Raw genomic sequence first — 22,700 nt, 5'->3', positions numbered from 1 at the left:
GGCCCTCCTCAGCACGGCGCAACACCGCGCTGCAGACAGTAGTCCGCCACGGCATCGGCGGGCAGGGGGCGCGCGAACCAGTACCCCTGGCCGATCTCGCAACCGATATCCAGGAGCTGCCGCGCGATCCCCTCGGACTCGATTCCCTCCGCGATGACGAGGAGGCCCAGATTGCGCGCGAGATCCACGACGGAGTGCACGATCGCCTGATCGGCATGGTGGTCCGCCATGGAGATGACGAAGGACTTGTCGATCTTGAGCGCCCGGATGGGCATCCGGCGCAGATAGGACAGGGACGAGAAGCCGGTGCCGAAGTCGTCCATGGCGAGCGACACGCCGAGCGCGCGCATGCGGCCGAGCAACGTGAGTGCCCTTTCCGGATCGTGCAGGAAGGCACTTTCGGTCAGTTCCAGTTCCACGAAGCCGGGCGGAACGCCGTGCTTGTCCAGGGCATCCCCCAGATCCAGCAGGATCGCGTCGTCCACCAGGCTGCGAGGCGACAGGTTGACGGCGACCGGCAGACGCAGGCCGCCTGCGGCCCAGCGTGCCCACTGGGCCAGGGCCTCGTCGATCACCAGGGACGTGAGCGGCCGGATGAGATCGCCCATCTCCGCGAGCCGGATGAATTCGTCAGGCGGCACCATGCCGTGCTCGGGATGCTGCCAGCGGCACAGGGCCTCGAGCCCGCACACGCGGCCATCGCGCAACATCACCTTGGGTTGATAGTGCAGAACGATCTGCCGCGTGCGGATCGCCGTGCCCAGCTCGCTCAGAAGGTTGAGCCGGCGCACGCTGTGACGATCCTGCTCGGCCCGGTAGAAGGCATAGCCGCTGCGCGAGCGCTTGGCGTTGTACATGGCGATGTCGGCGCGCCGCAACAGGCTGGCCGCATCGGTCCCGTCGTCGGGAAAGACGCTGATGCCGATGCTCGCGCCGATCTCCAGACGCGCACCTTCCAGGCTGAACGGCTGCCGGATTGCCGAGAGCAGCCGCAGCGCCAGCGCCTCGGCATCGTGAATGCACGACGGGCTGCGCAGCACGATCGCGAACTCGTCTCCGCCCAGCCGCGCGATCGTCTCGCGGTCGCTGTCCAGGGACGACTGCAGACGCGGACCCAGCGCGCCCAGCAGCGCGTCGCCGATCGGATGTCCGAGCGTGTCGTTGATTTCCTTGAAGTGATCGAGATCGATCACCAGCACCGCGAAGCGGCCTTCGATCTTGCGGCACGTCTCGATGGCGTCGGCCAGATCCGCAGCGAAGCGGGTCCGGTTGGGGAGATCCGTCAGCGCATCGTGCCGTGACTGATGCTCCAGAGCCGCCAGCGCAACACGCCGGTCGGTGACATCGCGCCACGTCCCCCAGATGCGCGTCAGCAGGCCGTCCTGCCGCACCCCGATGAGCGACACCGAAAGCCAGCGGGCGGCGCCCGCGCGATCCTGCGTCTGCACTTCGAAGTCGCGCAACCGGCCGCCCGCGTCCAGCCAGGTCTCGAGAATGGCCCGCGTCCTGCGCTCGCCCACCAGGCTCGCCATGGGACGCCCCACGATGCTTTCGCAGGATTCGAAACCCAGCATGCGTGCAAGCGCGAGATTGCACTCGGCGAGCCTGCCATGCCTGACCAGGCGGTCGATCTGTTCGGCGGGCGACGCCCCAGCAGGGATGGGGTCCGTCACGTCCACCCGCCAGATGGCCTCGGTGCTTTGTTCCACGAAGGCGCGATAGCGCTCCTCGCTTCGGCGCAGCGCGTCCTCGGCGCTCCTGCGGGCATCCCCTTCCAGCAGTTCCGCCACGAGGTCCGCCACGGACGCCGCGAAGCCCTGCTCGTCCAGCGTCCAGGCCCGTGCCGGACCGCTGTACTCGTGACACACGACGCCCACGTTGCGACCTTCGCGCCGGATCGCCGCGTCGAGCAGCGCCGAGATGCCGAGCGGCGCCAGATAGTCCTGCGCGAGCTCGGACGATCGCGGGTCCGACTGCGCATCCGCGATGGCCATCGCTCTCGAGTCGCGAACGTGGCCGAAGTACTGGGGATAGCAGCCCTTGGACAACGACGGGACGGGGCTGTGCCGGTCCTCCCGCCGGTCGAACAGCTCGAGGCAGTCGAGCCGGGTGTCGGTTGCGTCGAACAGCCAGATACCCACCCTCTGCACGTCCAGCGTTTCCGCAGCGACCCGGGCCACGACTTTCAGGGATTCCGGGAACGGGCCTGTCCGCAGTTCGGGACGGGTCGCCAGCCACAGCAGCGCATCCTGCTGCCGGCGCATGCGCCGGTCCGCCACGGCCGACGGGCTCAGCTCCTGCATCGTGCCGGCGAGGTGCGAAGGCGTCTCCGCCGTGCCCGCCAGCATTTCCGCCTGGGCCGCGAACCATCGGTACTGACCGTCGCCCGAAGCGACGCGGAATTCCAGTGTCAGCGTTCGCGTGCCCCGCCGGATGTCCTCCAGCGCATCGCGCACGCGGACCGCATCGACCGGATGCAACAGACCCAGGAAGGCCGCAAGGCTGCCGGGAAAGCTGCCCGAAGGGAACCCGAGCAGGGTCTCGAGATAGGGGGACAACCGTACGCTCTGGGACAGATTCCAGTCCCAGATTCCGGCCCCTGCCCCCAGGGCGGGGGAATAGCGGGTGCGGTCGTTCATCGGCGCCGGGGGATTGCGCGCGGCTGCGTCATCGGCTGTCCGATCGCCAGGAGTGGCGCTCTCATTTTCACCTGCGACAATGCATCCGCGACGGACGCTTGTCCAGTATGAGAATCGGCAGTGTCCCGCCCGATGACACCGGGTTTCAGCGGACGCATGTGCGCGGCCGCTGCGTACGCCCGGGCCCGTCTTCGCCTCCCGACTTGCCATCGTCCGTTTCCCGTTGCGACGCGATCCGCGTACATTGGCCGGACCTTCCCTGGAAACGGTATCGATGCTGCAGGAGATCAAGGCAGGACAGCTGACGGTAAGGGGCGTTTCGGTGGGCGGCATCCACACCGCCCTGCACGTCCCCCAGTACGGGATCGGTCTGGATGCGGGCATGGCACTGCGTTCGTTCGCCGGCGTCCGGACGCTGCTGCTCACGCACGGGCACGTCGACCACGCCGGTGCGCTGTCCGCGCTCCTGGGCATCCGCGCATTGAACGGAATGCAGCGGCCTCTGCGTGTCGTCATGCCGGCCGAGATCGTGCCGCACGTGAACGCCGCGCTGGAAGCCATGAGCGTTCTGCAGCACTGGCCGCTCACCATCGAGGCCGTCGGGCTGCGCGCCGGCGAGGAGTGCCCGCTGGAAGGAGATCTCGTGATCCGCGCCTGCCAGGCGTTCCACGTCGTCCCTTGTCTCGCCTACCAGATCGTCAGGCGGGTGCGGCGGCTCAAGGCGGAGTTCCACGGGCTCGGCGGACAGGAGATCCGGCGACGGTCCGCCGCCGGCGAAGATCTCTTCGCCCTGCACGACATCGCAGAGTTCGCCTACGTCACCGACACGCTCGTCTCGGTGCTCGATCACCACCCCGAATTGCTCGACACGAAGGTGCTCGTGATCGAGTCTACGTTCCTGGACGGGCGCAAGTCGCTGGAAGCCACGCGGGCGGGCTGTCACATTCACCTGGACGAACTGATCGAACGGGCCGACCGCTTCCGCAACGAGCACATCGTGCTCATGCACTTGTCGCAGATGTACGCCCCGGGCGAGGTGAATGCGATTCTGGATGCCCGCCTGCCCGAAGGGCTGCGGCGGCGGACGCAGGCTTTGCTGCCCTCACAGGACCGCATGGGGACCGGGAAGCCTCGTGAGTCAGCGAACGGATAGGGCAACCGGCAGGACGAACGGCACGCCGACGCTGGCACCCAGGCACCAGGCACCATTGATTGGGTCTTGCGAGACTCTCTTGTTCCGGTCGGCGCGTCGCGGGCGGGACAGGTGACGCGCGCCTGGCGCTGCTTCCGCCAACGGAACGGGAGCGGCGACGCGCCAGTGCTCAGCCGTGGTGGCCGCCCAGATAGGCGGCGCGCACTTCCTCGTTGTCCAGCAGGTCCTTGGGCGAACCTTCCACGGTGAGCTGGCCGGTCTCCAGCACATAACCACGGTCCGCCACCGACAGCGCCATGTTCGCGTTCTGCTCCACGAGCAGGATCGTGGTGCCGCGCGAGCGGATCTGACGGATGGTGGCAAACAGGTTCTGCACGATGAGCGGCGCGAGCCCCAGCGACGGCTCGTCGAGAAGCAGCAGCTTGGGCTTGGCCATGAGGCCGCGTGCCACGGCCAGCATCTGCTGCTGGCCGCCGGAGAGCGTCCAGCCGAGCGCGTTCTCGAACGGCCTGATCTCGGGAAAGATCCCGAACATCTCGTCGGCTTCCTGCTCGAGCTGCGCGCGGCGCACACCCTTGCGATTGGAGGCGCCGAGCAGGATGTTCTCCCGCACCGTGAGTCCGGGAAAGATTCGCCGCCCTTCGGGCACGTGGCTGATGCCCATGCGCGCGATGGCCTCGGGCGCCGTGCGCTGCAGCGATTGCCCCTCGAAGAAGACTTCACCGCGCGACGGCTGCACCAGGCCCGATATGGTCTTGAGCGTGGTGCTCTTGCCGGCGCCGTTCGCGCCAAGCAGCGTCACCAGTTCGCCCTGTTCCACGCGCAGGCTCACGCCCTTCAACGCATGGACGTTGCCGTAGTAGCTGTGGACGTCGCGCAGTTCGAGCAGAGCCATGTCAGTTCACCGGTCCGGAAGTGCCCAGGTAGGCGGCGATCACGTCCGGATTGCGCAGGACTTCCTGGGGCGAGCCTTCCGCGATCTTGCGGCCGAAGTTGAGCACCGTGATGCGGTCGGAGATCTTTTCCACCAGGCCCATGTCGTGATCGATGAGGAAGATGGTGAGACCGTGCCCGCGCAACCGCTTGAGCAGTTCCACGAGTTCCATCTTCTCCGTCTGATTGAGACCGGCGGCCGGTTCGTCGAGCAGCAGCAGCTTGGGATGGCCCGCGAGCACCCGGGCGATCTCCACCAGCCGCTGATGCCCGTAGGGCAGGTTGCGCACGATCATGTGCGCGCGATCCGCGAGCCCGACGAACGACAGCGCGGACATCGCCCGCGCCCTCAGCGCCTTGTCGCCCGAGGGAATGGGGTTGTTGTCCCGCTGCGCACCGACCATGACGTTCTCGAGCGCGGAAAGGGTCGAGAAGAGCCGGATGTTCTGGAACGTGCGGCCCACGCCCTTGCCGGCCCGCTGGTGCGGGCGCAGCAGCGAGACGTCCTCGCCTTCGAACACGACCCGCCCCTCGGTGGGCTTGTAGATTCCGCTCACCACGTTGAGCGAGGTCGTCTTGCCCGATCCGTTGGGGCCGATGAGCGCGTGGACGGTGCCGCGTTGCACCTCCATCTCGATCCCGTCGACCGCCTTCAGGCCGCCGAAGTGCTTCGCCAGCCTGTCGAGCTGCAGCAGGGCGCCCCCCTTGCCCGCCTGAACATCGAAGTCGAGCGGCATCACCCCGGAAGTGTCGGTCGTCGGAGCTTTCGCGAAACGCGCCCGCCCTGCCTTGATGAGGCCCCAGATGCCTTCGGGCAGGAACACCATGATCAGGATCACGCCCAGGCCGTACACGGCCAGGTAGACGTCCTTGATGAACGACAGTGCCTCCGGCAGATGCTTGAGCCATTCGGGCATCTGCACGATCAGCACGGTGCCGATCACACCGCCGAAGGGCGACTGGGCACCGCCGAGGAGAACTGCGGTGAGAAACTCGATGGACCGCGCGAAGTTGAAATTGTCCGGGCTGATGTAGGCGAATCCCGCGGCGTACAGGCCGCCACCGATCGCACCCAGAAGCGCCGACAGCGCGAAGGCGACCACCTTGGTGCGCAATGTGTGCACGCCCACCACCTCGGCCGCCAGCTCGTTCTCGCGCACCGACCGCATGCCCCGTCCCAGACGGGTGTTCGGCAGCCACCACACGGCGAAGACGAGCAGGTAGAGGACAATTGCGCAGAACAGCAGGTAGGCGCGGTCGTCGGCGAGTTCGAATCCGAACAGCGAGGGACGTCCGATGCCCGCGATTCCGTCGGGTCCGTGTGTGACCTCGATCCAGTTGACCAGCACCAGGTCGAAGATCTGCTGGAAGCTGATCGTGATCATCGCGAGGTAGTGACCGCCCAGGCGGATCGTGGTGAGCCCCAGTGCGAGCCCCGCCACGGTGGCTGTGCCGACGCCCAGCGCCAGCGAGATCCAGAAGCCGAGCGAACCGCTCGCCATTCCCAGCGCCACACCGTAGGCACCGAACCCGAAGAACGCGGCCTGCGCCAGGTTGATCTGCCCCGTATAGCCCAGCACCACGACCATGCCCAGAACCGCAATGGCGTAGGTGACCGCCTGCATGAACATCTGCACGACGTACTGGCTCACTTCGAACATGTAGGGAACCACGGCAGCGGCGACCGCGAGCGCAGCGATGACGATCAGGGTCGGAAGATGGAGTCGTCGCATGTTCAACGGCGCGGTGAGGGCGTGGCGCGGCAGGCGCAGGCAGACCCGCCCGGGGCGGATCCGTACGGGGGCGGTGTCTTCATGCTTTCTCCGACACCTTCTCTCCGAAGATGCCGGATGGGCGGAACAGCAGGAAGATGAACAGGGCCAGGAACGCGTAGGCGTCCTTGTAGGGCACCGAGATGTGATAGGCCGCGAGGCTTTCGATCACCCCCAGCAGCAGGCCTCCCACAATGGCACCCGTGACGTCGCCGAAGCCGCCAATGATGGTGGCGGCGAACGCCTTCAGCGCGATGATCGATCCCATGCCGATGGAGACGAAGAGGATCGGCCCCACCAGCACGCCGGCGATCCCGCCCAGCACGGCACTGTAGATGAACGTGATGGAGATCATCAGCGCGACGGGAATCCCCAGAAGCCGTGCCATGTCCTTGTCCTGGGAGGTGGCCTGGAGCTTCTTGCCGATCAGCGTGTGCTCGAAGAAGAGGAAGGTGAACAGCACCAGCGCCACCGTCACGCCGAGAATCACCAGGTACTGCGAGTCCAGGAACACGCCGCCTACCGTGATGCCGTCCGCGTCGAGCACCTTGTCCAGCGGCTTGGGCTGGGGTCCGAACACGGCCAGCACGGTGTTCTGCAGGAAGATGGATGCGCCCAGCGTGCTGATGAGCACCGGCAGGAACGGCCGGTTGCGCAGCGGGTAGTACACGCCGAGATTGAACAGCACGCCGAAGATCGACATGGCGACGAGCGCGCCGATGAACGCGAGCCAGTAGGGCCACGACAACCCGGTGAAGAAGAGCACCATCGCGTACGCACCGAGCATCGCGAAGTCGCCCTGGGCGAAGTTGACGACGTTCGTGGCGCGGATGATGAGGACGAACCCCAGAGCCACCAGCGCGTAGATGCTTCCCAGCGCGAGGCCCTGGAAGAGGACCTGCAAGTTGTCGAACAGTATCTGCACGTGCCCGCTCTTGCCGTTGCGTTGTGTCCGGACCCGCGACCCTGTCTGCGAGCGCTGCGCACTCCGTGCAGCCCCCGCGAACCGGCCATCGAATCCCGGCTCCCCCCGGGACAGACTGTCGCCACCGGATCCCTCGATCCGGTCCGGCGGCGAGTCCTCCTCCCCCTCTTGTCGTGCAAACGAAAACGCGGGCAGCGCCCGCGTTTTCGTGATCAGTCCTTGAAGTCGATGTGCTTGATGAAGGACACCTTGCCGCCTTCGTTCTTGACGACGTTGTAGCCGCGGAGTCCGTCACCCTTGTCGTCGAAGTTGTAGGTGCCTTCGACCCCCTTCCATCCATGGATCGCGACGATCGCCTTGCGGATCGCTTCCGGCTCCGTGCTCTTCGCGTTGCCGATGGCAAGCGCCAGCACCTTCATCGCATCGTACGCCCAGCTCGAATAGACATCCGGGTCGAGCTTGAACCGCTCCTTGTACTTCGCCGTGTACGCCTTGGACTCCGCGGAGGCCTCCGGCGTGAAATCCGCGATGCCGTAGACGCCATGCAGGGCAGGGCCCGCGAGCTTCATCGCGGTGTCGGTCACCACGGACGGCGAGCCGACCCACTCGGCCTGAACGCCCAGCTGCTTCAGCTGCTTGGCGAAGATGCCGACGTCGGGCGAATTGGTCATGTATGTCCCGATGACGTCGGCGCCGGACTTCTTGATGGCGAGGACGACAGGCGTGAAGTCCTGCGAATTGTTCGTGTAACCCTGCACCAGCACGGGCGTCACGCCCAGCGTCTTCAGCGCGGCCGCGAGCGCGTTCATGCCGCCCGAACCGAAGGCGTCGGTCGAGTGGATGATGGCCCACTTGGTCTTCTTCAGGGTGTTCACGCCGAAATCGGCGATGACCCGCGAGGAGTAGGAGTCGTTGGGCCGGGCCCGGAAGAGCCAGCGGTTGTTGACCTTGGTAAGGCTGGGGTCGGTCCCGCCGATCATCGTGGGAATGCCCGCCTTGGCGACGGTGGGAGATGCGGCCTGGGTCTGCGTGCTGCGGATCGGCCCGATGATGGCCGCGATGCCCTTCTCCGCGAAGAGCTTGGAGAACGCGAGCACGGTGCCGGGATTCGTGCTCTGGTTGTCCTCGAGCTTCAACTCGAGCTTCTTTCCCATCACGCCGCCGGAGGCGTTGATCTCGTCGAGCGCGAGCCGGGCGCCATTCACCGTGTAGCTGCCCGCTTCCGCGTTGGGGCCCGTGGTTTCGTTCACGAGGCCGATCTTGATGGTGTCCTGCGCGTGCGACGAAAGTGAGACCGTCATCGCTGCGGCCACGATGACCGAGTTGATCCAGTACCGCATGACTCCTCCGACTTTTCGACGGGCCGCACGATCCGATCTGCGCCGGACGCGCACTGCCAGTGGGCTCCGTCTCGATCGGAGCGGACGGTATGCTATGTTCCGGCCAAGAACGATGTCAACGAGAGATTTCCCCGTCGTGACCCCGACCGCCGCCACCGTCAGATTCGGAAACCGCGTCGCCGATTACGTGCGCGCGCGCCCTGGTTACCCGCCGCAACTCGTCGATGTTCTGCGTTTGCACTGCGGTTTCGTCCCCGGCATCGAGGTGGCCGACGTCGGCTCCGGCACGGGGCTCTTCACCCGGCTGCTGCTGGAAAACGGCGCGCGCGTTCGCGCGGTGGAACCCAATCGCGAGATGCGCGAGGCAGGCGAGGAACTGCTCGCCGGGCTGGCGGGATTCACCAGCATCGCCGCGCCGGCGGAAGCGACGGGCCTACCGGAACGAAGCGTGGACATGGTGACGGCCGCGCAGGCGTTCCACTGGTTCGACCGGCCCCGCGCGCGCATCGAGTTCGCGCGCATCCTCCGCCCTCGCGGAAGCGTGGTGCTTGTCTGGAACGACAGGAGACTCGACACCACGGAGTTCCTTCGCGGCTACGAAGCCCTGCTCGTGCAGCACTGCCCCGAATATCTTCAGGTCGTGCACCGCAATGTCACGGACGAGGTGCTCGCGGAATTCTTCCATCCGCGCGGCTTCGAGGCGGTCGTGCTCGACAACGTGCAGGTCTTCGACTGGGATCTGCTGGTGGCGCGGCACGATTCGCAATCCTACGTGCCGAAGGAAGGTCCGCGGCGCGATGCCTTGCTCGGGGAACTCCGGGCGCTGTTCGACCGGACGGTGTCGCCAGAAGACACGGTCGCCTTCGAATACGACACGCGGGTCTACATCGGACGGCTGACGGGCGACTGAAGCGGCGGCGTCCCCGCCTCCGATCGTCCGGTTCTTCGCCGGGCCGCCGGGGTGCCGGCGAATGTGGTCATGGCCATGCTCGCGTTTCTTCCGGGTCCCCGCTCGCCCTTGCCCAATGACCACGATGTCAGCGGTACCGGCGGCTGCGCGTTGACCTTGGTCAGCTGCCCGGCAAGCCGGAACCCTGTCTGTTCCGCCAGGTCCGCGCGGCTGCTCGTGCGCTCTCGTGCGCGAGGCATCGGGCTCAAACCGCCCGAACGACGGCCGGCCGTCCGCCGGTCAACCCATCGAAGGAGAATCGCGTGAACGAATCCCGAATCGCGGCCGCCGTGGCCGCTGCGTTGCTGTCCCTGGCCGCCACCTCCGCTCTGGCGGATCACCACGAGGGCGGGCACCACGAAGGCATGGAAGCGAAGTTCAAGAGCGCCGACAAGGACGGCGACGGAACGCTGGACCGGGAGGAAGCGAAGGCGATGCCCCGGATCGCCAAGAACTTCGACCGGCTGGACACGGACAAGAGCGGGACAGTGTCCATGGAAGAGCTCTCGGCCGGAGCGAAGCGGATGATGGGCGGCATGAAGCGCATGCATCAGAAGGGCAAGGCTGCATTCGAGGACGCGGACAAGGACAAGGACGGCACGCTGGACAGGGAGGAAGCGAAGGCGATGCCGCGCGTGTCGGAGAATTTCGAAGCGATCGATGGAGACAAGGATGGCACCGTCTCCATGGAGGAAGTCCATGCCTACATGAAGCAGAAGCGGATGCCGAAGTAGGTCACCTTCGCGGCGGCTCCCTGCGGGGCCGCCGCGCTTGCCGACCGCTCGGTCCGGCCCGCCCGGCGGTATCCTTCGGCCGCACGTCCCGCATGTGTGCGGGTCGCCGGAGGTCATGAACAAATCCATTCCGAAGACGGCTGCACGCATGCCGCGCAGCCGGAGAACCGTTGCCACTCGGGCAGCACCCGTGCCGGCCGAGGCCGCATCGCTGACGGATGTGGCGTATACCGCGCTCGAGGAGATGATCGTCCGGCTGGAGCTGGCACCCGGGACCGTGGTCTCCGAGACCATGCTCTCCGAAGCGCTGGGCATCGGCCGCACTCCCATCCGCGAAGCGCTGCAGCGCCTGGCGCGGGAGAAGCTCGTGCAGATCCTGCCCCGGCGCGGCATCGTGATCTCCGAGATCAACGTGCGCACGCAGTTGCGGCTGCTGGAACTGCGCCGCGAGGTGGAAAGGCTCGTGGCCCGCAGTGCTGCCCGGCGCGCCACCGCCGAGGAGCGCAACGCCTTCTCGCAGCTGGCGAGGCGGTTCGAAGCTGCGGCGGCCGGCAACGACGACGTGGCCTTCATGCGCACCGACCGCGAGTTCAACGACCTGTGCCTCGTCGCCGCGCGCAACGAGTTCGCCGCCGCGGCGATGGCCAACATGCAATCGCTCGCCCGGCGCTTCTGGTACCACCACTACCGCCAGGCGGCGGACATGCCGGAGGCCGCGAGACTGCATGCCGACGTGGCGCGCGCCATCGCGGACGGCAAGGAAGCCGCCGCCGCGGCCGCGCTGGACACCCTGCTGGACAACATCGAAAGCTTCACCCGGGCCACGGCGTCCGCCGAACCCTGACGCAGGCTCCGCCTTGCGCATCTGATATATCAGTCGTACATTAGCCGCTCGCGAAAGACACGTTCCGGAGGTCCACCATGATGAGCGAGCGCCAGCGCCAGTTCCGCGCCGGGTACCAGGCCGAGATCAGCCCCTACTACCACGGCCTCGTGCACGTCGGCGTGATGTACGCGGTGGGCATCTCCGTCATTGCCTGGTGCCTGTCCCGCATGGCCGGCGCCTCGTGGGAATGGCTGCTGGTCGTGCCGGTCTTCGCATTCTCGAACCTGTTCGAGTGGTGGATCCACAAGTACGTGATGCACCGGCTGATCGACGTGTGGGCGCTGCGCGCGATCTACGACCGTCACACGCGGCAGCACCACCAGTACTTCACCAACAACGAGATGACGGTCGACTCGACGCGCGAGTTCCGGATCATCTTCTTTCCCTGGCGCGCCCTGTTCACGTTCATGGGCATGGGGACTCCGTTCGCGCTGCTGCTGGGCACGCTGATCAATCCGAACGCGGGGTATGTGCTGATGGTGACGATCGTCGGGCAGTATCTGCTCTACGAGACCTTCCACTACTGCTGCCACGTCCACGAGAACTGGTTCGTCCGCAACATTCCCTTCGTGAACACGATCCGCAGGCATCACACGGCACATCACAACCAGGGAATCATGATGGACCTCAACATGAATCTCACGTTTCCCATCGCCGACTGGATGATGGGCACGAGCGACCTGGACCGCGGGCTCCTGGGCCACATCTTCAACGGCTACGACGAGCGTCACATCAAGCCCGAACTGAAGCCGGTTCTCGCGCGCCACACGCTGTCCGGGTCCGAACCGGCGCAGCAGCCCGCCTGAAGGACGAGCCGGTCCGGCGGGACGACACGGCGCCGCGCTGCCCGGCTCAACGCCAGGGCACGTGGCTGCTCATCGCCCGTTCCCAGTTGCGCCCGTCGAAGGCAGCGGGCTCCAGCTCGTCCAGATTCACACCCTCCAGACAGCGCACGTTGACGTCGATCCTGTCGGGATCCGACCGCGGAACATAGTAGGAGTGGATGCCGCAGTGCCTGCAGAACAGGTGGTGCGCCACTCCCGTGTTGAACCGGTAGTCGGCAAGATCGTCGGCGCCCGACAGCAGGCGGAAGGCTTCCTTGGGCACGATGAGGTGCACGAAGCCCTTCTTGCTGCAGATCGAGCAATTGCACACGGTGGCTTTCGAGAGGTCGCCGGCGACCTCGAACCGCACGCGTCCGCAGTGACAACCCCCCTGGTATGTCCGTTCCATCGCTTCGCTCCCGTGCTGCAGACTCCATCGCGCCCCAAGGCCGGTCGGCTGCACGTTCCAGAGTCGGACCGGAGCGTGGCGATTCCTTCCGGAGACGCCTCCGGAACACCGCGCCATCGACGGCGGCCCGTTGAGCGACCGGAGCGCAGCGGGCCGACCGGGCCGCCATGCCGGTAGAATCCGCCGTCTCCCGTCCCTTCGCAAGACTCCATTCGATGCTTCGCGCACGGTCCCTGCTCCGGCCCTGGACGGTCGTCCTGGCTGTGCTCGTCGCCGTCGCGACCCTCTTCGCGGTGCGCACGTTCTCCGGCACCGAGGTCCGCACGGCCCGGGTAACCCGCGGAGACCTGATCCAGTCGGTCGTGGCCACGGGGCGGATCATCGCGCAGTCGCGCGTGGAGATCGGCACCCAGATCGCCGGCGTCGTTGACCGCGTGAATGTGCGCGAGGGTGATCGCGTCACGGCCGGCACTGTCCTGGCCACGCTGCAGGATGCGGAACAGGAGGCTGCGGTCGAGCAGGCGAGGGCGGCGCTGGACGAGGCGAAGGCCCGTCTCGCCCAGCTCGGCATCACGACGCTGCCGGTGGCGGAGCAGCAGCTGAGACAGGCAGATGCCAATCTGCAGCTCGCCCGCAGCGAGCACGTGCGCGTCACCGATCTTCACGCCGCGGGCTTCTTCAGCCAGGCGCGCCTCGACGAGGCACGCCGCAATCTGGAATCTGCCGAGGCGCAGAGGCGCGCCGCCTTGAAGCAGACCGAGGCTGCCCGCCCGAAAGGCAGCGAGGCATCGCTGGCCTACGCCCGCGAGGCCCAGGCTCGTGCGGCGCTCGATGCGGCGCGTTCGCGCCTGACCCACACGCGCATCGTCACCCCCGTGGCAGGCGTTGTGCTCCGCAGGGGGGCGGAACCAGGCGACCTGGTCACCGCCGGAGGCCGGCTCTTCAACGTGGGCGCGGGCGAGACCCAGGCCCAGGTCTTCGTCGACGAGAAGAACCTCTCGTTCCTGGCGCCGGGGCAGGAAGCGCGCATCCTGGCCGACGCCTTTCCCGGACGTCCGTTCTCCGGGCGGGTCTTTCACATCGCCCCGAACGTGGACGTCCAACGAGGCACCGTGGAGGTGCGCCTGACGCTGCCCGAAATCCCGGACTTCGCGCGGATCGACATGACGGTTTCGGTGGAGATCGTCGCAGGCAGGAAGTCGCGCGCCCTCACACTCGCTTCGGATGCGGTCCGGGACGCCGCCGGATCGGCCCCGTGGGCGCTCGCGGTCCGCGCAGGCAGGACGGTCCGTGTGCCGTTGCGTCTGGGATCGCGGGGAACCGGAACCGTGGAGGTGATCGACGGGCTGGCGGAAGGAGAGTCCGTGGTGCTCGCGTCCGAACCGGGTATCCGCGAGGGCATGAGCGTCAGACCGCGCACGCCATGACCCGTCTGCCCTTTGCCTGGATGGTCGCGTTGCGATTCCTGCGCGAGGGCCGGATGCAGACTGCGCTCATCCTGAGCGGCGTCACGGCCGGTGTCGCGGTGATCATCTTCCTCACGGCGCTCATCACGGGCCTGCAGGCAAGCATCATCGCCCGCACGCTGGGCACCCAGGCCCACGTCGTCGTACGTCCGGCCGAGGACACGACGCGGCAGGTGCTCGACCGCGACACCGTGGCCGTGAGCGCCCGCGTGGACAAGCGTGCGCAGCGTCTCCGCTCCATCGATCAGTGGGAACGCATCCTGCCGCTCGTCGAGCGCGCACCCGGCGTCGTGGCCGCCTCGCCCATGGTATCCGGCCCCGCATTTGCCGTGCGGGGAAACGCTGCCAAGTCGGTGGCCCTGCTGGGGGTGGACCCCGACCGGTATCTGCGCATCGTCCGGATGACCGACTACGTGGTGGCCGGTCATTTCCGTGTGACGGGCACCGAAGGCGTCATCGGAATCGAACTCGCGAAGGATCTCGGGGTCGGTCTGGGTGACAAGCTGCGTCTGGTGTCGCCGGAGAACCGGGACGACGTGATCACCGTGGCCGGCATCGTCGACGTGGGCAACAAGGATCTGAACAGGCGATGGATCTTCATCACGCTGCGCCTCGCGCAGAACCTGCTGGATCTGGCGGGAGGCGTCTCGAGCATCGATGCGACCGTCGAGAGGCTCTTCGAGGCCGAGAGCGTGGCGCGCGTCATCGAGTCGCGGACGGGGCTGCTCTCCGAATCGTGGATGCAGACGAATGCCCAGCTTCTGGCCGCGCTGCGCAACCAGTCGCTCACCAACCGGCTGATCCGCGGCTTCGTGATCCTGATCGTCGCGCTGGGTATCGCGAGCGTCCTGGTCGTCTCGGTGGTGCAGAAGCGAAGTGAGATCGGCATCCTGCGTGCCATGGGCGCGAGCCGGCGCGGCATCATGTCCGTGTTCCTGCTGCAGGGTGCGCTGTACGGGCTGCTGGGATCGCTGCTCGGCTCGGCGGGAGGCGTGGGCCTGGAGGCCGCCTTCGCCGGCGTGTTCCGCAACGCCGATGGAACGGCGCTCTTCAAGCCCGAAGCCGACGTGGGAATGATCGCAACGGCCTGCCTCACGGCGCTGGCCATCGGCATCGTGGCTGCGGCGGTGCCGGCCCGGCGAGCGGCGCGCCTGGACCCCGTGACGGCGATCCGCAATGGCTGAACCGGTGCTGCGGCTCGCGGACGTGCGCAAGACCTACAACGCCGGAAGCGCGTTGGAGGCGGAGGTGCTGCACGGCATCTCGCTGGAACTCGCGCCCGGCGAGTTCGCGGCCCTGGTCGGACCTTCCGGCTCGGGGAAGAGCACGCTGCTCAACATCGTGGGACTGCTCGAAAGGCCCACGCACGGGACAGTTCACGTGGCGGGAAACGAGGCAACGGCCCTGGACGAAGCCGGGGTCACCCGCCTGCGCGGCCGCACCATCGGGTTCGTCTTCCAGTTCCACCACCTCATCCCCGCGTTCACGGCGCTGGAGAACGTGATGATGCCGCAGATCATCGACCACGGCCGGCCCTCGGACGCGATGGCCGCCAGTGCGCGGGACCTGCTGGCCCGTGTGGGTCTCTCGGGCAAAGAGCGAAGCCGTCCCCAGCAGCTGTCGGGCGGACAGCAGCAGCGGGTGGCGATCGCGCGGGCGCTGGCGGGACATCCGGCGCTGGTGCTGGCGGACGAACCCACGGGAAATCTCGATTCGAAGACCGCGGACGAGGTCTTCCACCTCATGAGGGAATTCAACATGCAGCAAGGATCGGCCTTTCTCCTGGTCACGCACGATGCGCGCCTCGCGCGCCGCTGCGATCGCGTGATCGAACTGTTCGACGGACGGATCGTCTCCTCCGGCGCAGCGCTCGCGGAATCCCCATGATGCTCAGAACGGCCGCGGGCGCGCTGATGGCCGCATGCCTTTCGTTCCACGCGTCGGCGGACACGGTGCTGCTGACCAACGGCGACCGGATCACCGGCACCGTGCAGCGCCTGAAGTCATCGAAGCTGGAGGTCGCCACGCCCTACGCGGGAACGATCGGCATCGACGTCGATTCCATCGTCTCCATTGAGACGGAGGGCGACTTCACGGTCATCCTCAAGGATTACAGCCGCCACGCCGGGCGCCTCGTGCAGGGTCCCGCGGGACAGCTTTCCGTGCTTCCGGAAGCCGGCGCGGCCCCGATTCCGGTGTCCCCCGACCGGGTGACCGCCCTTCTGCCTGGCCGGCTCTCGGAGCAGGACTGGCGCGTCACCGGCCGCGTGAATGCGGGGTACACCAGCACCTCGGGGAACACCGAGGTGACGCGGGCGACGCTGGACAGCGAAGTGATTGCCCGGCGGCACCTGGACCGCTGGCTGCTGACGGCGCGCGGTACCGAAGCGACGGAGCGCAACGACGAAACGGAGGCCAATGCCACGGTCGGCATCAAGTACGACCGATTCATCGACGAACGCCGGTACGCGTACGCCGGCTCGACGTTCGAACACGACCGCTTCAAGGATCTGCGCCTGCGGGTGACCCTGGGCGTCGGAGGGGGCTACCAGGCCATCGATCGCGCCACCACTCATCTCGCGCTGGAAAGTGGCCTGGATCGGGTGCGCACCGATTACTTCGCCACGCCCGACGAGGCCAACACCGCGCTCCGTCTCGCGGCGCGCTTCGACCACTGGCTTTTCAAGGATGTGGCGCAGTTCTTCCACAACAGCGAGATGTTCGCCAGCCTGGACGACATCCGGGAGACGTTCGCACGCACGCAGACCGGCTTGCGCGTTCCCCTCAAGGGTGGCTTCATCGCCTCGGCCCAGATCAATGTCGATTGGGACGGCGACCCGGCCGCCGGCCGCCGCAGCATCGACCGGACCACGATCCTGAGCCTGGGTTACAAGTGGTGATGCCCGGACTGCGGCGCGTTCTGGCGTGGCACGCGGCAGCGGGGTTGCTGACCTGCATGCCGGCCCTCGCACCCGGAGCGGATCTCGCGTTCAGGGCAGGCGAGGGAGACCGCGTGCGAAGCGCGGCAGCGGCGATGCAATGGGCGCTGCTCGATTCGCTGCCCTGCACCGCGGCTTGCACGGCGAGACTCCATCTGCAAGGCGGCGTGGGCTACTGGTGGCTGCCCTACGACTCTTCCGGCGACAGTCTGTGGGACTGGAGCCTCACGCCCATGCTGATCATCGCCAACGGCAAGGTTCCGGCGCCGGTGGCGCTGGAACTCGGGGTGGGGGTGCACTACTTCTCGCACGACGCGCTCGCGAGCATCCGGAATTTCGGCTCGCGCTGGCAGTGGGGCGAATTCATCGGCGCCGCCTTCCCTCTGGGCGAGGATCCGGGCAAAGCGCTGACCGTCAGACTGGAGCACGTATCGAACGGGGGATTCGCGGCCCCCAACAACGGCGTCACCTTCCTGTCCGTCGGACTGCGATTCCGCCTGGGCGGCGCGGGACCGTGACGGGTTGCGGAGAGGCGGCGCGATCGCGTCAGTCGCGGGCGGCCGCCATGGAAGCCGGCGTGAGCGCGGCCCTGAGACGGCAGATCTGCGCGTCACTGTAGCGCACGTCGAACAGGGCCTCGACCAGAAGACTCATGCGGGCGATGGTCATGCGGCCGCTGTCGTGTCCGGCGTCGCCCGCGAGCCGCAGGATCTCCGACAGGGACTGTTGCATGCTGGGCGTGAGCCGCGGCGGCCGCCCGCGCGACGATGCCTGCAAGCCGGCTTCCCCATCCCGCTTCAGACGGCGATTCCACTCGCACACCGTGGAACGGGCAACACCGACGCGTCGCGCGACTTCGTTCTGCGGCACGCCTGCCTTCCGCCAGCAGGCGCGCGGCCGCGAGCCGGCGCTGTTCCAGAGCGTCGCGGGCAGGGGAATCGGGAGATCTGTCTTCGGTCATGACGAAACGGACGCCGTGGCAACTCGTGGGAGATGAACGGAGGCTAGTGGATCGCCGTTGACCGCTCCACGGAACCAAGCCCGATGGAGCCTGGACGCACTCCCGAGGACACCCCGGAGATTTTCCGTGTGGCCGCGCAAGCCGGTGAGCAGGGTCCGATCGATGCGCGTGGCCGCGACATCGATCGGGGCTGACTCAAGTCGCGGCAGGCAGGAGGCGGATCGCCTGTTCGGGACAGGACCGCACGCAGAGTCCGCAGGCGTGACAGCGATCGGCCGCCACCACCTGGGCCTGGCGCCCGCCGTGGACCCAGGACTTGAGACGCCCCCTCCACGACATGCCCGCGCGGACGTCGGCATCGACGGGACGGATCTCGAACACGCCGTAGGGGCACACTCGCACGCAGTCACCCTTGGCCTCGCATCGATCCGGATCGACGGAGGGCCGGACCCGCCCCGGTTCGGGCGCGCAGGGTACGGAAGGATCGACGCCGGCCGATGTCGCCGGTACAGCGCTCACGTGCCTGCCACCCAGCGCTGGAGATAGAGCACCAGCACGAAAGCGCCGAGCGCGAAGATCATGGCGGGCATCTGACCGTGGCCGGCCAGCAGCACCGCATCCACCAGCGTGATGCCGGCAAGAAGGCTGACGACGGCCTTCGGCACGTCCCCGGGCGCGCGGCGCATGAGGCGTCGCACGGCCAGGACGCCCCAGCCGAGCAATATCGCCCACGGCAACAGTACGAGAGGGTGGTCGATCGCCAGGATCGCGCCGTAGATCGCGGGTGCCGCGAGGAACACGAGCGGCCAGGCATGATCGAGGCGATTGAGGTGCTCGTTCTTGGCCGCATACGTCACGCCCACGAGATAGCTGAGCAGGGTGATTGCGCCGTAGGCCACGTCCGCGGCAAGCGATCCCGCGACGGCCAGCGCCGCCGTGACGTAGACGAGCATGCGGCACGACCCCATCAGCAGCGGGCTCAGGGGGTTGTTCTTGTGCCACGCGTCGTAGAGGACGATGGCGCCGGCGAGCAGACAACCTCCGAGCAGAGCGGGGCCGGCATTCGCCTGCGCCAGCCAGAGCGCCGGCGCGACGAGCAGCAGGGCGCCGAGCGCGAGCATCCCGAAGCCGTAGCCGAACACCGTCGTCGCCGTCACTTCGCCCGAGGGGATGGGACGCTCCGGCCGTGAACGCGCATCGAACTCGCGGTCGAACGCGTCGTTGAGGAACATTCCACCGATGTAGAACAGCGAGATTGCGACAAGCAGGAAAGGGACGTGCGCATCGGTCCAGTCGCTGCCCGCGAGCGTCGCTCCGGTGAGCACGTTGGTCCAGACGGTCGGCAGCAGCGATATGCGCGCAAGACGCAAACCGGTCGACAGTCTCATGCCTGCAGTTCCTGCAGCAGCACCCATTCGAACTCCCGTGCAATGGCTTCGTCCACGGCCGATGCGCGCAGGGCTTCGGGCAGGACTCCCCAGGTGTACGTCTCGATCTCGAGGTGGTCCGACACCGCCTGGCTCCGCTGGCGGGCGAGCGCCTTCGCGATGAAATCGCGAGTGGAACGGAAGCGGCCCAGATCGTCGTGGAACACCGGCACGTGGAAGTGCACGCGCCACTCGCGCGGGGTCGCCCCGCCGGCGAGACTGGCGAACGCCTCCGGAAGATCGACGAACCGGCGCAGGCCCTCCGGGCCGTCTTCCACCACCTGGTGCAGGTAGACCGGATCTTCGTATGCACGAAGCGCCGACAGGGTGTCCGCATCGAACCGGTCGATGCGCAACCCCGCACTGATCTGGACCTTGAAGATGCTCACGCCGGTGTCCGCCAGTTTCGCGAGTCCCGCATCGAGGTCCTCGAACTCCACCGCCGCATGGCACAGGTCCAGGCACAGTCCCAGATGCCGCCGCAGCGCCTGACCGGCTTCGATGCGGTCCAGTCCCGTCAACGAACCCAGCAGTCTCGTCGAGGCTGGCGTGAAGACATGGCGGCGAAAGAATGCGACGGTCTCGTCGATCGTTTCCAGCATGCAGCAGGGCTCGGGCTCGAGGGCGGTCGCGATGATCCGGCCGGTCCGGCGCTCCAGTTCCACCAGGTGAGCGACATGGCGAACCAGGTTCTGGGCAATCGCGTCGACATCGCCTTCGCCGCGCAGGTCCTCCTTGAAGGCGCCCGGCACCGTCGAGAGGCTGCCGGTCATCGCGGTGTCGGCGGGCAGCAGCCGCGCGAGCAGATCCGCCAGCCCGTTCGTGTAGCGCAGGCGCTCGGGGTCGCGCCAGTCGGGACGGTAGACCTCCGACTTGACCGGCACGCCATGGAAGGGTCCGTAGGGAAATCCGTTGAGCGTGAAGACGTAGAGACCGTTCGCGCGCAGGAATCCGAGCAGTTCGTCCAGCGCCGTGCCCGCGCCCAGTTCGTCTGCCGCGCGTGCGGACAACCTGAGCCCGATGCCGAAGAGCTTCCCCGGGGCAACGCGGTCGCGCACACGAGGAACGAACGTCTCCAGATTCCGCCTGACCTCGGGCCAGGTCTCGCCGGGATGGATGTTGCTGCAGTAAGTGAGGTGAATGCCCTCTCCAGCGATCATCGCCCTGTCTCGCGCCGGCGCAGCCAGGCCATGGCCTGGAGGATCTCGTCGGCATCCATGTGATGGACTTCCTCTCCCACGCCGATGTCGCGCAGCAGCGTGATGGTGAGTTCGCCGCCAAGATGCTCCCGGAACTCCTCCAGACCTCGCAGCAGGCTCCATTCGCCCGCCGTGGTCCGCGTCTCCATGGCCGCATGCCACAGGAAGAACCCCAGGCTCTTCAGCAGGCGGTGGACGCGGTCTTCTGCGCCGCGCTGGAGCATGCCCGTCTGGACGGAATAGCGCGTGTCCAGCGCGAGGCCGATCGCGACCGCTTCGCCGTGACGCAGTTCGTGCGCGGTGAGCGCCTCGAGCTTGTGAGCGGCCCAGTGGCCGTAGTCCAGCGGGCGCGCGCTGCCCCGCTCGAAGGGGTCGCCTCCGTGAGCGATCTGGCGCATGTGCAGCTCCGCGCAGCGCCGGATCATGTAGGAAGTCGCGTCGGGCTCGCATGCCTGCAGTGCTGCCGCGTTCGCCTCCAGCCATTCGAAGAACTGCCGGTCGCGGATGAGCGCCACCTTCACGGCCTCGGCCACGCCGGCGATGCGATCGCGCGGCTGCAGCGTGCGCAGGAATTCCAGGTCGTTCAGCACGGCGAAGGGCGGCGCGAACGCGCCGACGAGATTCTTGATGCCGAAGGCGTTGACACCATTCTTCACTCCGACGCCCGAGTCGTTCTGCGCGAGCACGGTGGTGGGCACGCGGATGTGCCGCAGTCCGCGATGGGTGGTGGCGGCGACGAATCCCATCATGTCCAGGAATGCGCCACCGCCGATGGCAACGACGAACGAATGGCGGTCGATGCCCATCTCGGTCAGCTGGCGCTGCAGCTGCGCGACCAGTTCGGGGTTGTTCTTGACCTGCTCGCCGCCGGCGATGATCTCGGGACGGGCGACGAGCTGCATGCTGTCCGAGTGCGCCTCGGCGTAGGCCGCGATGTCGTGCTGCAGGGTCGGCCAGCTCGCAGCGACGTTCGATTCGATGTATGCCACGAAGCGGTGCCGCTTCCCCGCTTCCTGCCGGGTGATCGTCTGCAGGAAGACCGGATTGCTCCGGTCGAACAGCCGTTCGGTGAAGTAGACCGGGTACTCGTAGCTGACGGCAAACCGCTGAAGGTAGACGGCTTCGCGCGGCGCGCCGGCCGTCGCGACCGCGGCGGGGCCGGCCGAAGACGCTTGCCGTTCCGAATGCGTCGGTGCCGTCACTTGATCAGCACCTCTTCGTTCCCGATGCCGACCGGCGCGAGCGATCCGACGCGCGGCGCCTGGCCACGCAGCACGGAGTTCCCTTCGAACATGGTCGACTGGTCCATGACCGGTCCGCCGCTCCAGTCCGACTCTTTCATCTGGCCGCTCTGCTCGTAGGCACGCAGTGCATTGCCGTAGCAGATGGCCTCGACGTGCGCCGCCGGAATGCCCCGGTCGAGCATGAGGCGCGCGGTCTTCGGCACGGCCAGGGGATCGGAAATGCCCCAGTCCGCGCTGGAATCGATGAAGATGCGCTCGGGACCGTACTGACGGGCGATCTCCACCATGCGTTCGCTGCCCATCTTGGTGTTCGGATAGAGCGTGAAGCCGGCCCAGAAGCCCCGGTCCAGAACCTCGCGCACCGTTTCCTCGTTGTTGTGATCGATGATCACCCGCTCCGGCTTCATGCCCATCTCGATGGCCACGTCCATGCTGCGGCTCGTGCCCGCCTTCTTGTCGCGATGGGGGGTGTGGACCATGACCAGCATGTCCAGCTCCACGGCCAGCGCCAGTTGCGCGCGATAGAAGCGATCCTCGGCAGGCGACTGATCGTCGTAGCCGATCTCGCCCACCGCGACGACGCCGTCCTTCAGCAGATAGCGCGGCAGGATCTCCATCACCTGCTCGGCCAGCGCCTCGTTGTTGGCTTCCTTGCTGTTGAGGCCGATGGTGCAGTAGTGGCGGATGCCGAACTGCGAGGCGCGGAATCGCTCCCACCCCACCAGTGCCGACAGGTAGTCGATGTAGGCGCCCACCTGGGTTCGCGGCTGGCCGAGCCAGAAGGCGGGCTCGATGATGGCGACGATGCCTGCCGCCGCCATGCGCTCGTAGTCGTCGGTGGTGCGAGACTGCATGTGGATGTGCGGATCGATGAATCGCATGGAAGTCTCCGGGATCTGG

22 protein-coding genes are annotated in these 22,700 nt (G+C 67.2%); 10 read left to right on the top strand and 12 right to left on the bottom strand.

Annotation, left to right across the window (positions count from 1 at the left end; translation table 11 throughout):
* Positions 1 to 8: 8 nt before the first annotated feature.
* The gene (locus IPK20_05965; GenBank protein MBK8016306.1) at positions 9 to 2,639 is read right to left on the bottom strand and encodes an EAL domain-containing protein; all 2,631 of its coding nucleotides are present in this window, start codon (positions 2,637 to 2,639) and stop codon (positions 9 to 11) included.
* A 274-nt stretch (positions 2,640 to 2,913) separates the two neighbouring features.
* On the opposite strand from IPK20_05965, the gene IPK20_05960 reads away from it, so the two are divergent.
* The gene (locus tag IPK20_05960) at positions 2,914 to 3,792 is read left to right on the top strand and encodes an MBL fold metallo-hydrolase (GenBank protein ID MBK8016305.1); all 879 of its coding nucleotides are present in this window, start codon (positions 2,914 to 2,916) and stop codon (positions 3,790 to 3,792) included.
* A gap of 169 nt (positions 3,793 to 3,961) precedes the next feature.
* Here the strand turns inward: IPK20_05960 and IPK20_05955 are convergent, their stop codons facing one another.
* The 4 genes from IPK20_05955 to IPK20_05940 all read right to left on the bottom strand — a co-directional run bounded on the left by IPK20_05955 (position 3,962) and on the right by IPK20_05940 (position 8,762).
* Positions 3,962 to 4,687 (bottom strand): ABC transporter ATP-binding protein, encoded by a 726-nt coding sequence (locus IPK20_05955; protein ID MBK8016304.1) that lies wholly within the window; start codon positions 4,685 to 4,687, stop codon positions 3,962 to 3,964.
* 1 nt (position 4,688) lies between these two features.
* Positions 4,689 to 6,458 (bottom strand): branched-chain amino acid ABC transporter ATP-binding protein/permease, encoded by a 1,770-nt coding sequence (locus IPK20_05950; protein MBK8016303.1) that lies wholly within the window; start codon positions 6,456 to 6,458, stop codon positions 4,689 to 4,691.
* Between the two features lie 79 nt (positions 6,459 to 6,537).
* Positions 6,538 to 7,413, bottom strand: coding sequence for a branched-chain amino acid ABC transporter permease (locus IPK20_05945; protein ID MBK8016302.1), 876 nt, complete (start codon positions 7,411 to 7,413; stop codon positions 6,538 to 6,540).
* Positions 7,414 to 7,634: 221 nt separating this feature from the next.
* Positions 7,635 to 8,762 (bottom strand): ABC transporter substrate-binding protein, encoded by a 1,128-nt coding sequence (locus IPK20_05940; GenBank protein MBK8016301.1) that lies wholly within the window; start codon positions 8,760 to 8,762, stop codon positions 7,635 to 7,637.
* 112 nt (positions 8,763 to 8,874) lie between these two features.
* Here IPK20_05940 and IPK20_05935 point away from each other — a divergent pair, with 112 nt between their 5' ends.
* The 4 genes from IPK20_05935 (at position 8,875) to IPK20_05920 (ending at position 12,137) form a co-directional block, all read left to right on the top strand.
* Positions 8,875 to 9,672, top strand: a complete 798-nt coding sequence (locus IPK20_05935) for a class I SAM-dependent methyltransferase (protein ID MBK8016300.1) — start codon at positions 8,875 to 8,877, stop codon at positions 9,670 to 9,672.
* Positions 9,673 to 9,974: 302 nt separating this feature from the next.
* On the top strand, positions 9,975 to 10,445 hold the full coding sequence (locus IPK20_05930; protein MBK8016299.1) for an EF-hand domain-containing protein: 471 nt from the start codon (positions 9,975 to 9,977) through the stop codon (positions 10,443 to 10,445).
* Between the two features lie 148 nt (positions 10,446 to 10,593).
* Positions 10,594 to 11,289: a GntR family transcriptional regulator gene (locus tag IPK20_05925; protein ID MBK8016298.1), complete on the top strand. Its 696-nt coding sequence runs from the start codon at positions 10,594 to 10,596 to the stop codon at positions 11,287 to 11,289.
* A gap of 77 nt (positions 11,290 to 11,366) precedes the next feature.
* Positions 11,367 to 12,137 carry a sterol desaturase family protein gene (locus tag IPK20_05920; protein ID MBK8016297.1) on the top strand — a complete coding sequence of 257 codons (771 nt, stop codon included), beginning with the start codon at positions 11,367 to 11,369 and terminating at the stop codon, positions 12,135 to 12,137.
* Positions 12,138 to 12,183: 46 nt separating this feature from the next.
* On the opposite strand, the gene IPK20_05915 is transcribed toward IPK20_05920, so the two are convergent.
* On the bottom strand, positions 12,184 to 12,564 hold the full coding sequence (locus IPK20_05915; protein ID MBK8016296.1) for a GFA family protein: 381 nt from the start codon (positions 12,562 to 12,564) through the stop codon (positions 12,184 to 12,186).
* Positions 12,565 to 12,779: 215 nt separating this feature from the next.
* Here IPK20_05915 and IPK20_05910 point away from each other — a divergent pair, with 215 nt between their 5' ends.
* Genes IPK20_05910 through IPK20_05890 form a run of 5 tightly spaced genes read left to right on the top strand, consistent with a single transcriptional unit; the run spans position 12,780 to position 17,487 of the window.
* On the top strand, positions 12,780 to 13,991 hold the full coding sequence (locus IPK20_05910) for an efflux RND transporter periplasmic adaptor subunit (GenBank protein ID MBK8016295.1): 1,212 nt from the start codon (positions 12,780 to 12,782) through the stop codon (positions 13,989 to 13,991).
* Positions 13,988 to 15,214 carry an ABC transporter permease gene (locus IPK20_05905; GenBank protein MBK8016294.1) on the top strand — a complete coding sequence of 409 codons (1,227 nt, stop codon included), beginning with the start codon at positions 13,988 to 13,990 and terminating at the stop codon, positions 15,212 to 15,214. The genes IPK20_05910 and IPK20_05905 overlap by 4 nt, the downstream gene beginning before the upstream one ends.
* Positions 15,207 to 15,917: an ABC transporter ATP-binding protein gene (locus IPK20_05900; protein MBK8016293.1), complete on the top strand. Its 711-nt coding sequence runs from the start codon at positions 15,207 to 15,209 to the stop codon at positions 15,915 to 15,917. The genes IPK20_05905 and IPK20_05900 overlap by 8 nt, the downstream gene beginning before the upstream one ends.
* On the top strand, positions 15,914 to 16,930 hold the full coding sequence (locus tag IPK20_05895; protein MBK8016292.1) for a DUF481 domain-containing protein: 1,017 nt from the start codon (positions 15,914 to 15,916) through the stop codon (positions 16,928 to 16,930). Before IPK20_05900 ends, IPK20_05895 begins: the two co-directional genes overlap by 4 nt.
* Positions 16,930 to 17,487 carry an acyloxyacyl hydrolase gene (locus tag IPK20_05890; protein MBK8016291.1) on the top strand — a complete coding sequence of 186 codons (558 nt, stop codon included), beginning with the start codon at positions 16,930 to 16,932 and terminating at the stop codon, positions 17,485 to 17,487. The genes IPK20_05895 and IPK20_05890 overlap by 1 nt, the downstream gene beginning before the upstream one ends.
* A gap of 28 nt (positions 17,488 to 17,515) precedes the next feature.
* Here IPK20_05890 and IPK20_05885 read toward each other — a convergent pair whose 3' ends face one another.
* The 6 genes from IPK20_05885 to IPK20_05860 form a co-directional block, all read right to left on the bottom strand.
* Entirely contained in the window at positions 17,516 to 17,839 is a 324-nt protein-coding gene (locus IPK20_05885) for a helix-turn-helix domain-containing protein (GenBank protein MBK8016290.1), read from the bottom strand.
* A gap of 286 nt (positions 17,840 to 18,125) precedes the next feature.
* Complete coding sequence (locus IPK20_05880) at positions 18,126 to 18,449, bottom strand: 4Fe-4S dicluster domain-containing protein (protein ID MBK8016289.1); 324 nt, start codon at positions 18,447 to 18,449, stop codon at positions 18,126 to 18,128.
* Positions 18,446 to 19,318 (bottom strand): UbiA family prenyltransferase, encoded by an 873-nt coding sequence (locus IPK20_05875; GenBank protein ID MBK8016288.1) that lies wholly within the window; start codon positions 19,316 to 19,318, stop codon positions 18,446 to 18,448. The genes IPK20_05880 and IPK20_05875 overlap by 4 nt, the downstream gene beginning before the upstream one ends.
* Positions 19,315 to 20,517, bottom strand: a complete 1,203-nt coding sequence (gene eboE / locus IPK20_05870) for a metabolite traffic protein EboE (GenBank protein ID MBK8016287.1) — start codon at positions 20,515 to 20,517, stop codon at positions 19,315 to 19,317. The genes IPK20_05875 and eboE overlap by 4 nt, the downstream gene beginning before the upstream one ends.
* The gene (locus IPK20_05865) at positions 20,514 to 21,758 is read right to left on the bottom strand and encodes a 3-dehydroquinate synthase (protein MBK8016286.1); all 1,245 of its coding nucleotides are present in this window, start codon (positions 21,756 to 21,758) and stop codon (positions 20,514 to 20,516) included. The genes eboE and IPK20_05865 overlap by 4 nt, the downstream gene beginning before the upstream one ends.
* The gene (locus IPK20_05860; GenBank protein MBK8016285.1) at positions 21,755 to 22,681 is read right to left on the bottom strand and encodes a TatD family hydrolase; all 927 of its coding nucleotides are present in this window, start codon (positions 22,679 to 22,681) and stop codon (positions 21,755 to 21,757) included. The genes IPK20_05865 and IPK20_05860 overlap by 4 nt, the downstream gene beginning before the upstream one ends.
* Positions 22,682 to 22,700 lie beyond the last annotated feature (19 nt).

The organism is Betaproteobacteria bacterium, from assembly GCA_016713305.1.
Lineage (GTDB): Bacteria > Pseudomonadota > Gammaproteobacteria > Burkholderiales.
This window is presented reverse-complemented; position numbering and strand designations above follow the sequence as displayed.

What these genes read in the sequence shown, in the direction of transcription:
- IPK20_05965 (MBK8016306.1), bottom strand. Translation starts at nt 2,639, where the DNA reads ATGAACGACCGCACCCGCTATTCCCCCGCCCTGGGGGCAGGGGCCGGA.
- IPK20_05960 (MBK8016305.1), top strand. Translation starts at nt 2,914, where the DNA reads ATGCTGCAGGAGATCAAGGCAGGACAGCTGACGGTAAGGGGCGTTTCG.
- IPK20_05955 (MBK8016304.1), bottom strand. Translation starts at nt 4,687, where the DNA reads ATGGCTCTGCTCGAACTGCGCGACGTCCACAGCTACTACGGCAACGTC.
- IPK20_05950 (MBK8016303.1), bottom strand. Translation starts at nt 6,458, where the DNA reads ATGCGACGACTCCATCTTCCGACCCTGATCGTCATCGCTGCGCTCGCG.
- IPK20_05940 (MBK8016301.1), bottom strand. Translation starts at nt 8,762, where the DNA reads ATGCGGTACTGGATCAACTCGGTCATCGTGGCCGCAGCGATGACGGTC.
- IPK20_05935 (MBK8016300.1), top strand. Translation starts at nt 8,875, where the DNA reads ATGTCAACGAGAGATTTCCCCGTCGTGACCCCGACCGCCGCCACCGTC.
- IPK20_05925 (MBK8016298.1), top strand. Translation starts at nt 10,594, where the DNA reads ATGCCGCGCAGCCGGAGAACCGTTGCCACTCGGGCAGCACCCGTGCCG.
- IPK20_05920 (MBK8016297.1), top strand. Translation starts at nt 11,367, where the DNA reads ATGATGAGCGAGCGCCAGCGCCAGTTCCGCGCCGGGTACCAGGCCGAG.
- IPK20_05915 (MBK8016296.1), bottom strand. Translation starts at nt 12,564, where the DNA reads ATGGAACGGACATACCAGGGGGGTTGTCACTGCGGACGCGTGCGGTTC.
- IPK20_05910 (MBK8016295.1), top strand. Translation starts at nt 12,780, where the DNA reads ATGCTTCGCGCACGGTCCCTGCTCCGGCCCTGGACGGTCGTCCTGGCT.
- IPK20_05905 (MBK8016294.1), top strand. Translation starts at nt 13,988, where the DNA reads ATGACCCGTCTGCCCTTTGCCTGGATGGTCGCGTTGCGATTCCTGCGC.
- IPK20_05900 (MBK8016293.1), top strand. Translation starts at nt 15,207, where the DNA reads ATGGCTGAACCGGTGCTGCGGCTCGCGGACGTGCGCAAGACCTACAAC.
- IPK20_05895 (MBK8016292.1), top strand. Translation starts at nt 15,914, where the DNA reads ATGATGCTCAGAACGGCCGCGGGCGCGCTGATGGCCGCATGCCTTTCG.
- IPK20_05890 (MBK8016291.1), top strand. Translation starts at nt 16,930, where the DNA reads ATGCCCGGACTGCGGCGCGTTCTGGCGTGGCACGCGGCAGCGGGGTTG.
- IPK20_05875 (MBK8016288.1), bottom strand. Translation starts at nt 19,318, where the DNA reads ATGAGACTGTCGACCGGTTTGCGTCTTGCGCGCATATCGCTGCTGCCG.
- eboE (MBK8016287.1), bottom strand. Translation starts at nt 20,517, where the DNA reads ATGATCGCTGGAGAGGGCATTCACCTCACTTACTGCAGCAACATCCAT.
- IPK20_05860 (MBK8016285.1), bottom strand. Translation starts at nt 22,681, where the DNA reads ATGCGATTCATCGATCCGCACATCCACATGCAGTCTCGCACCACCGAC.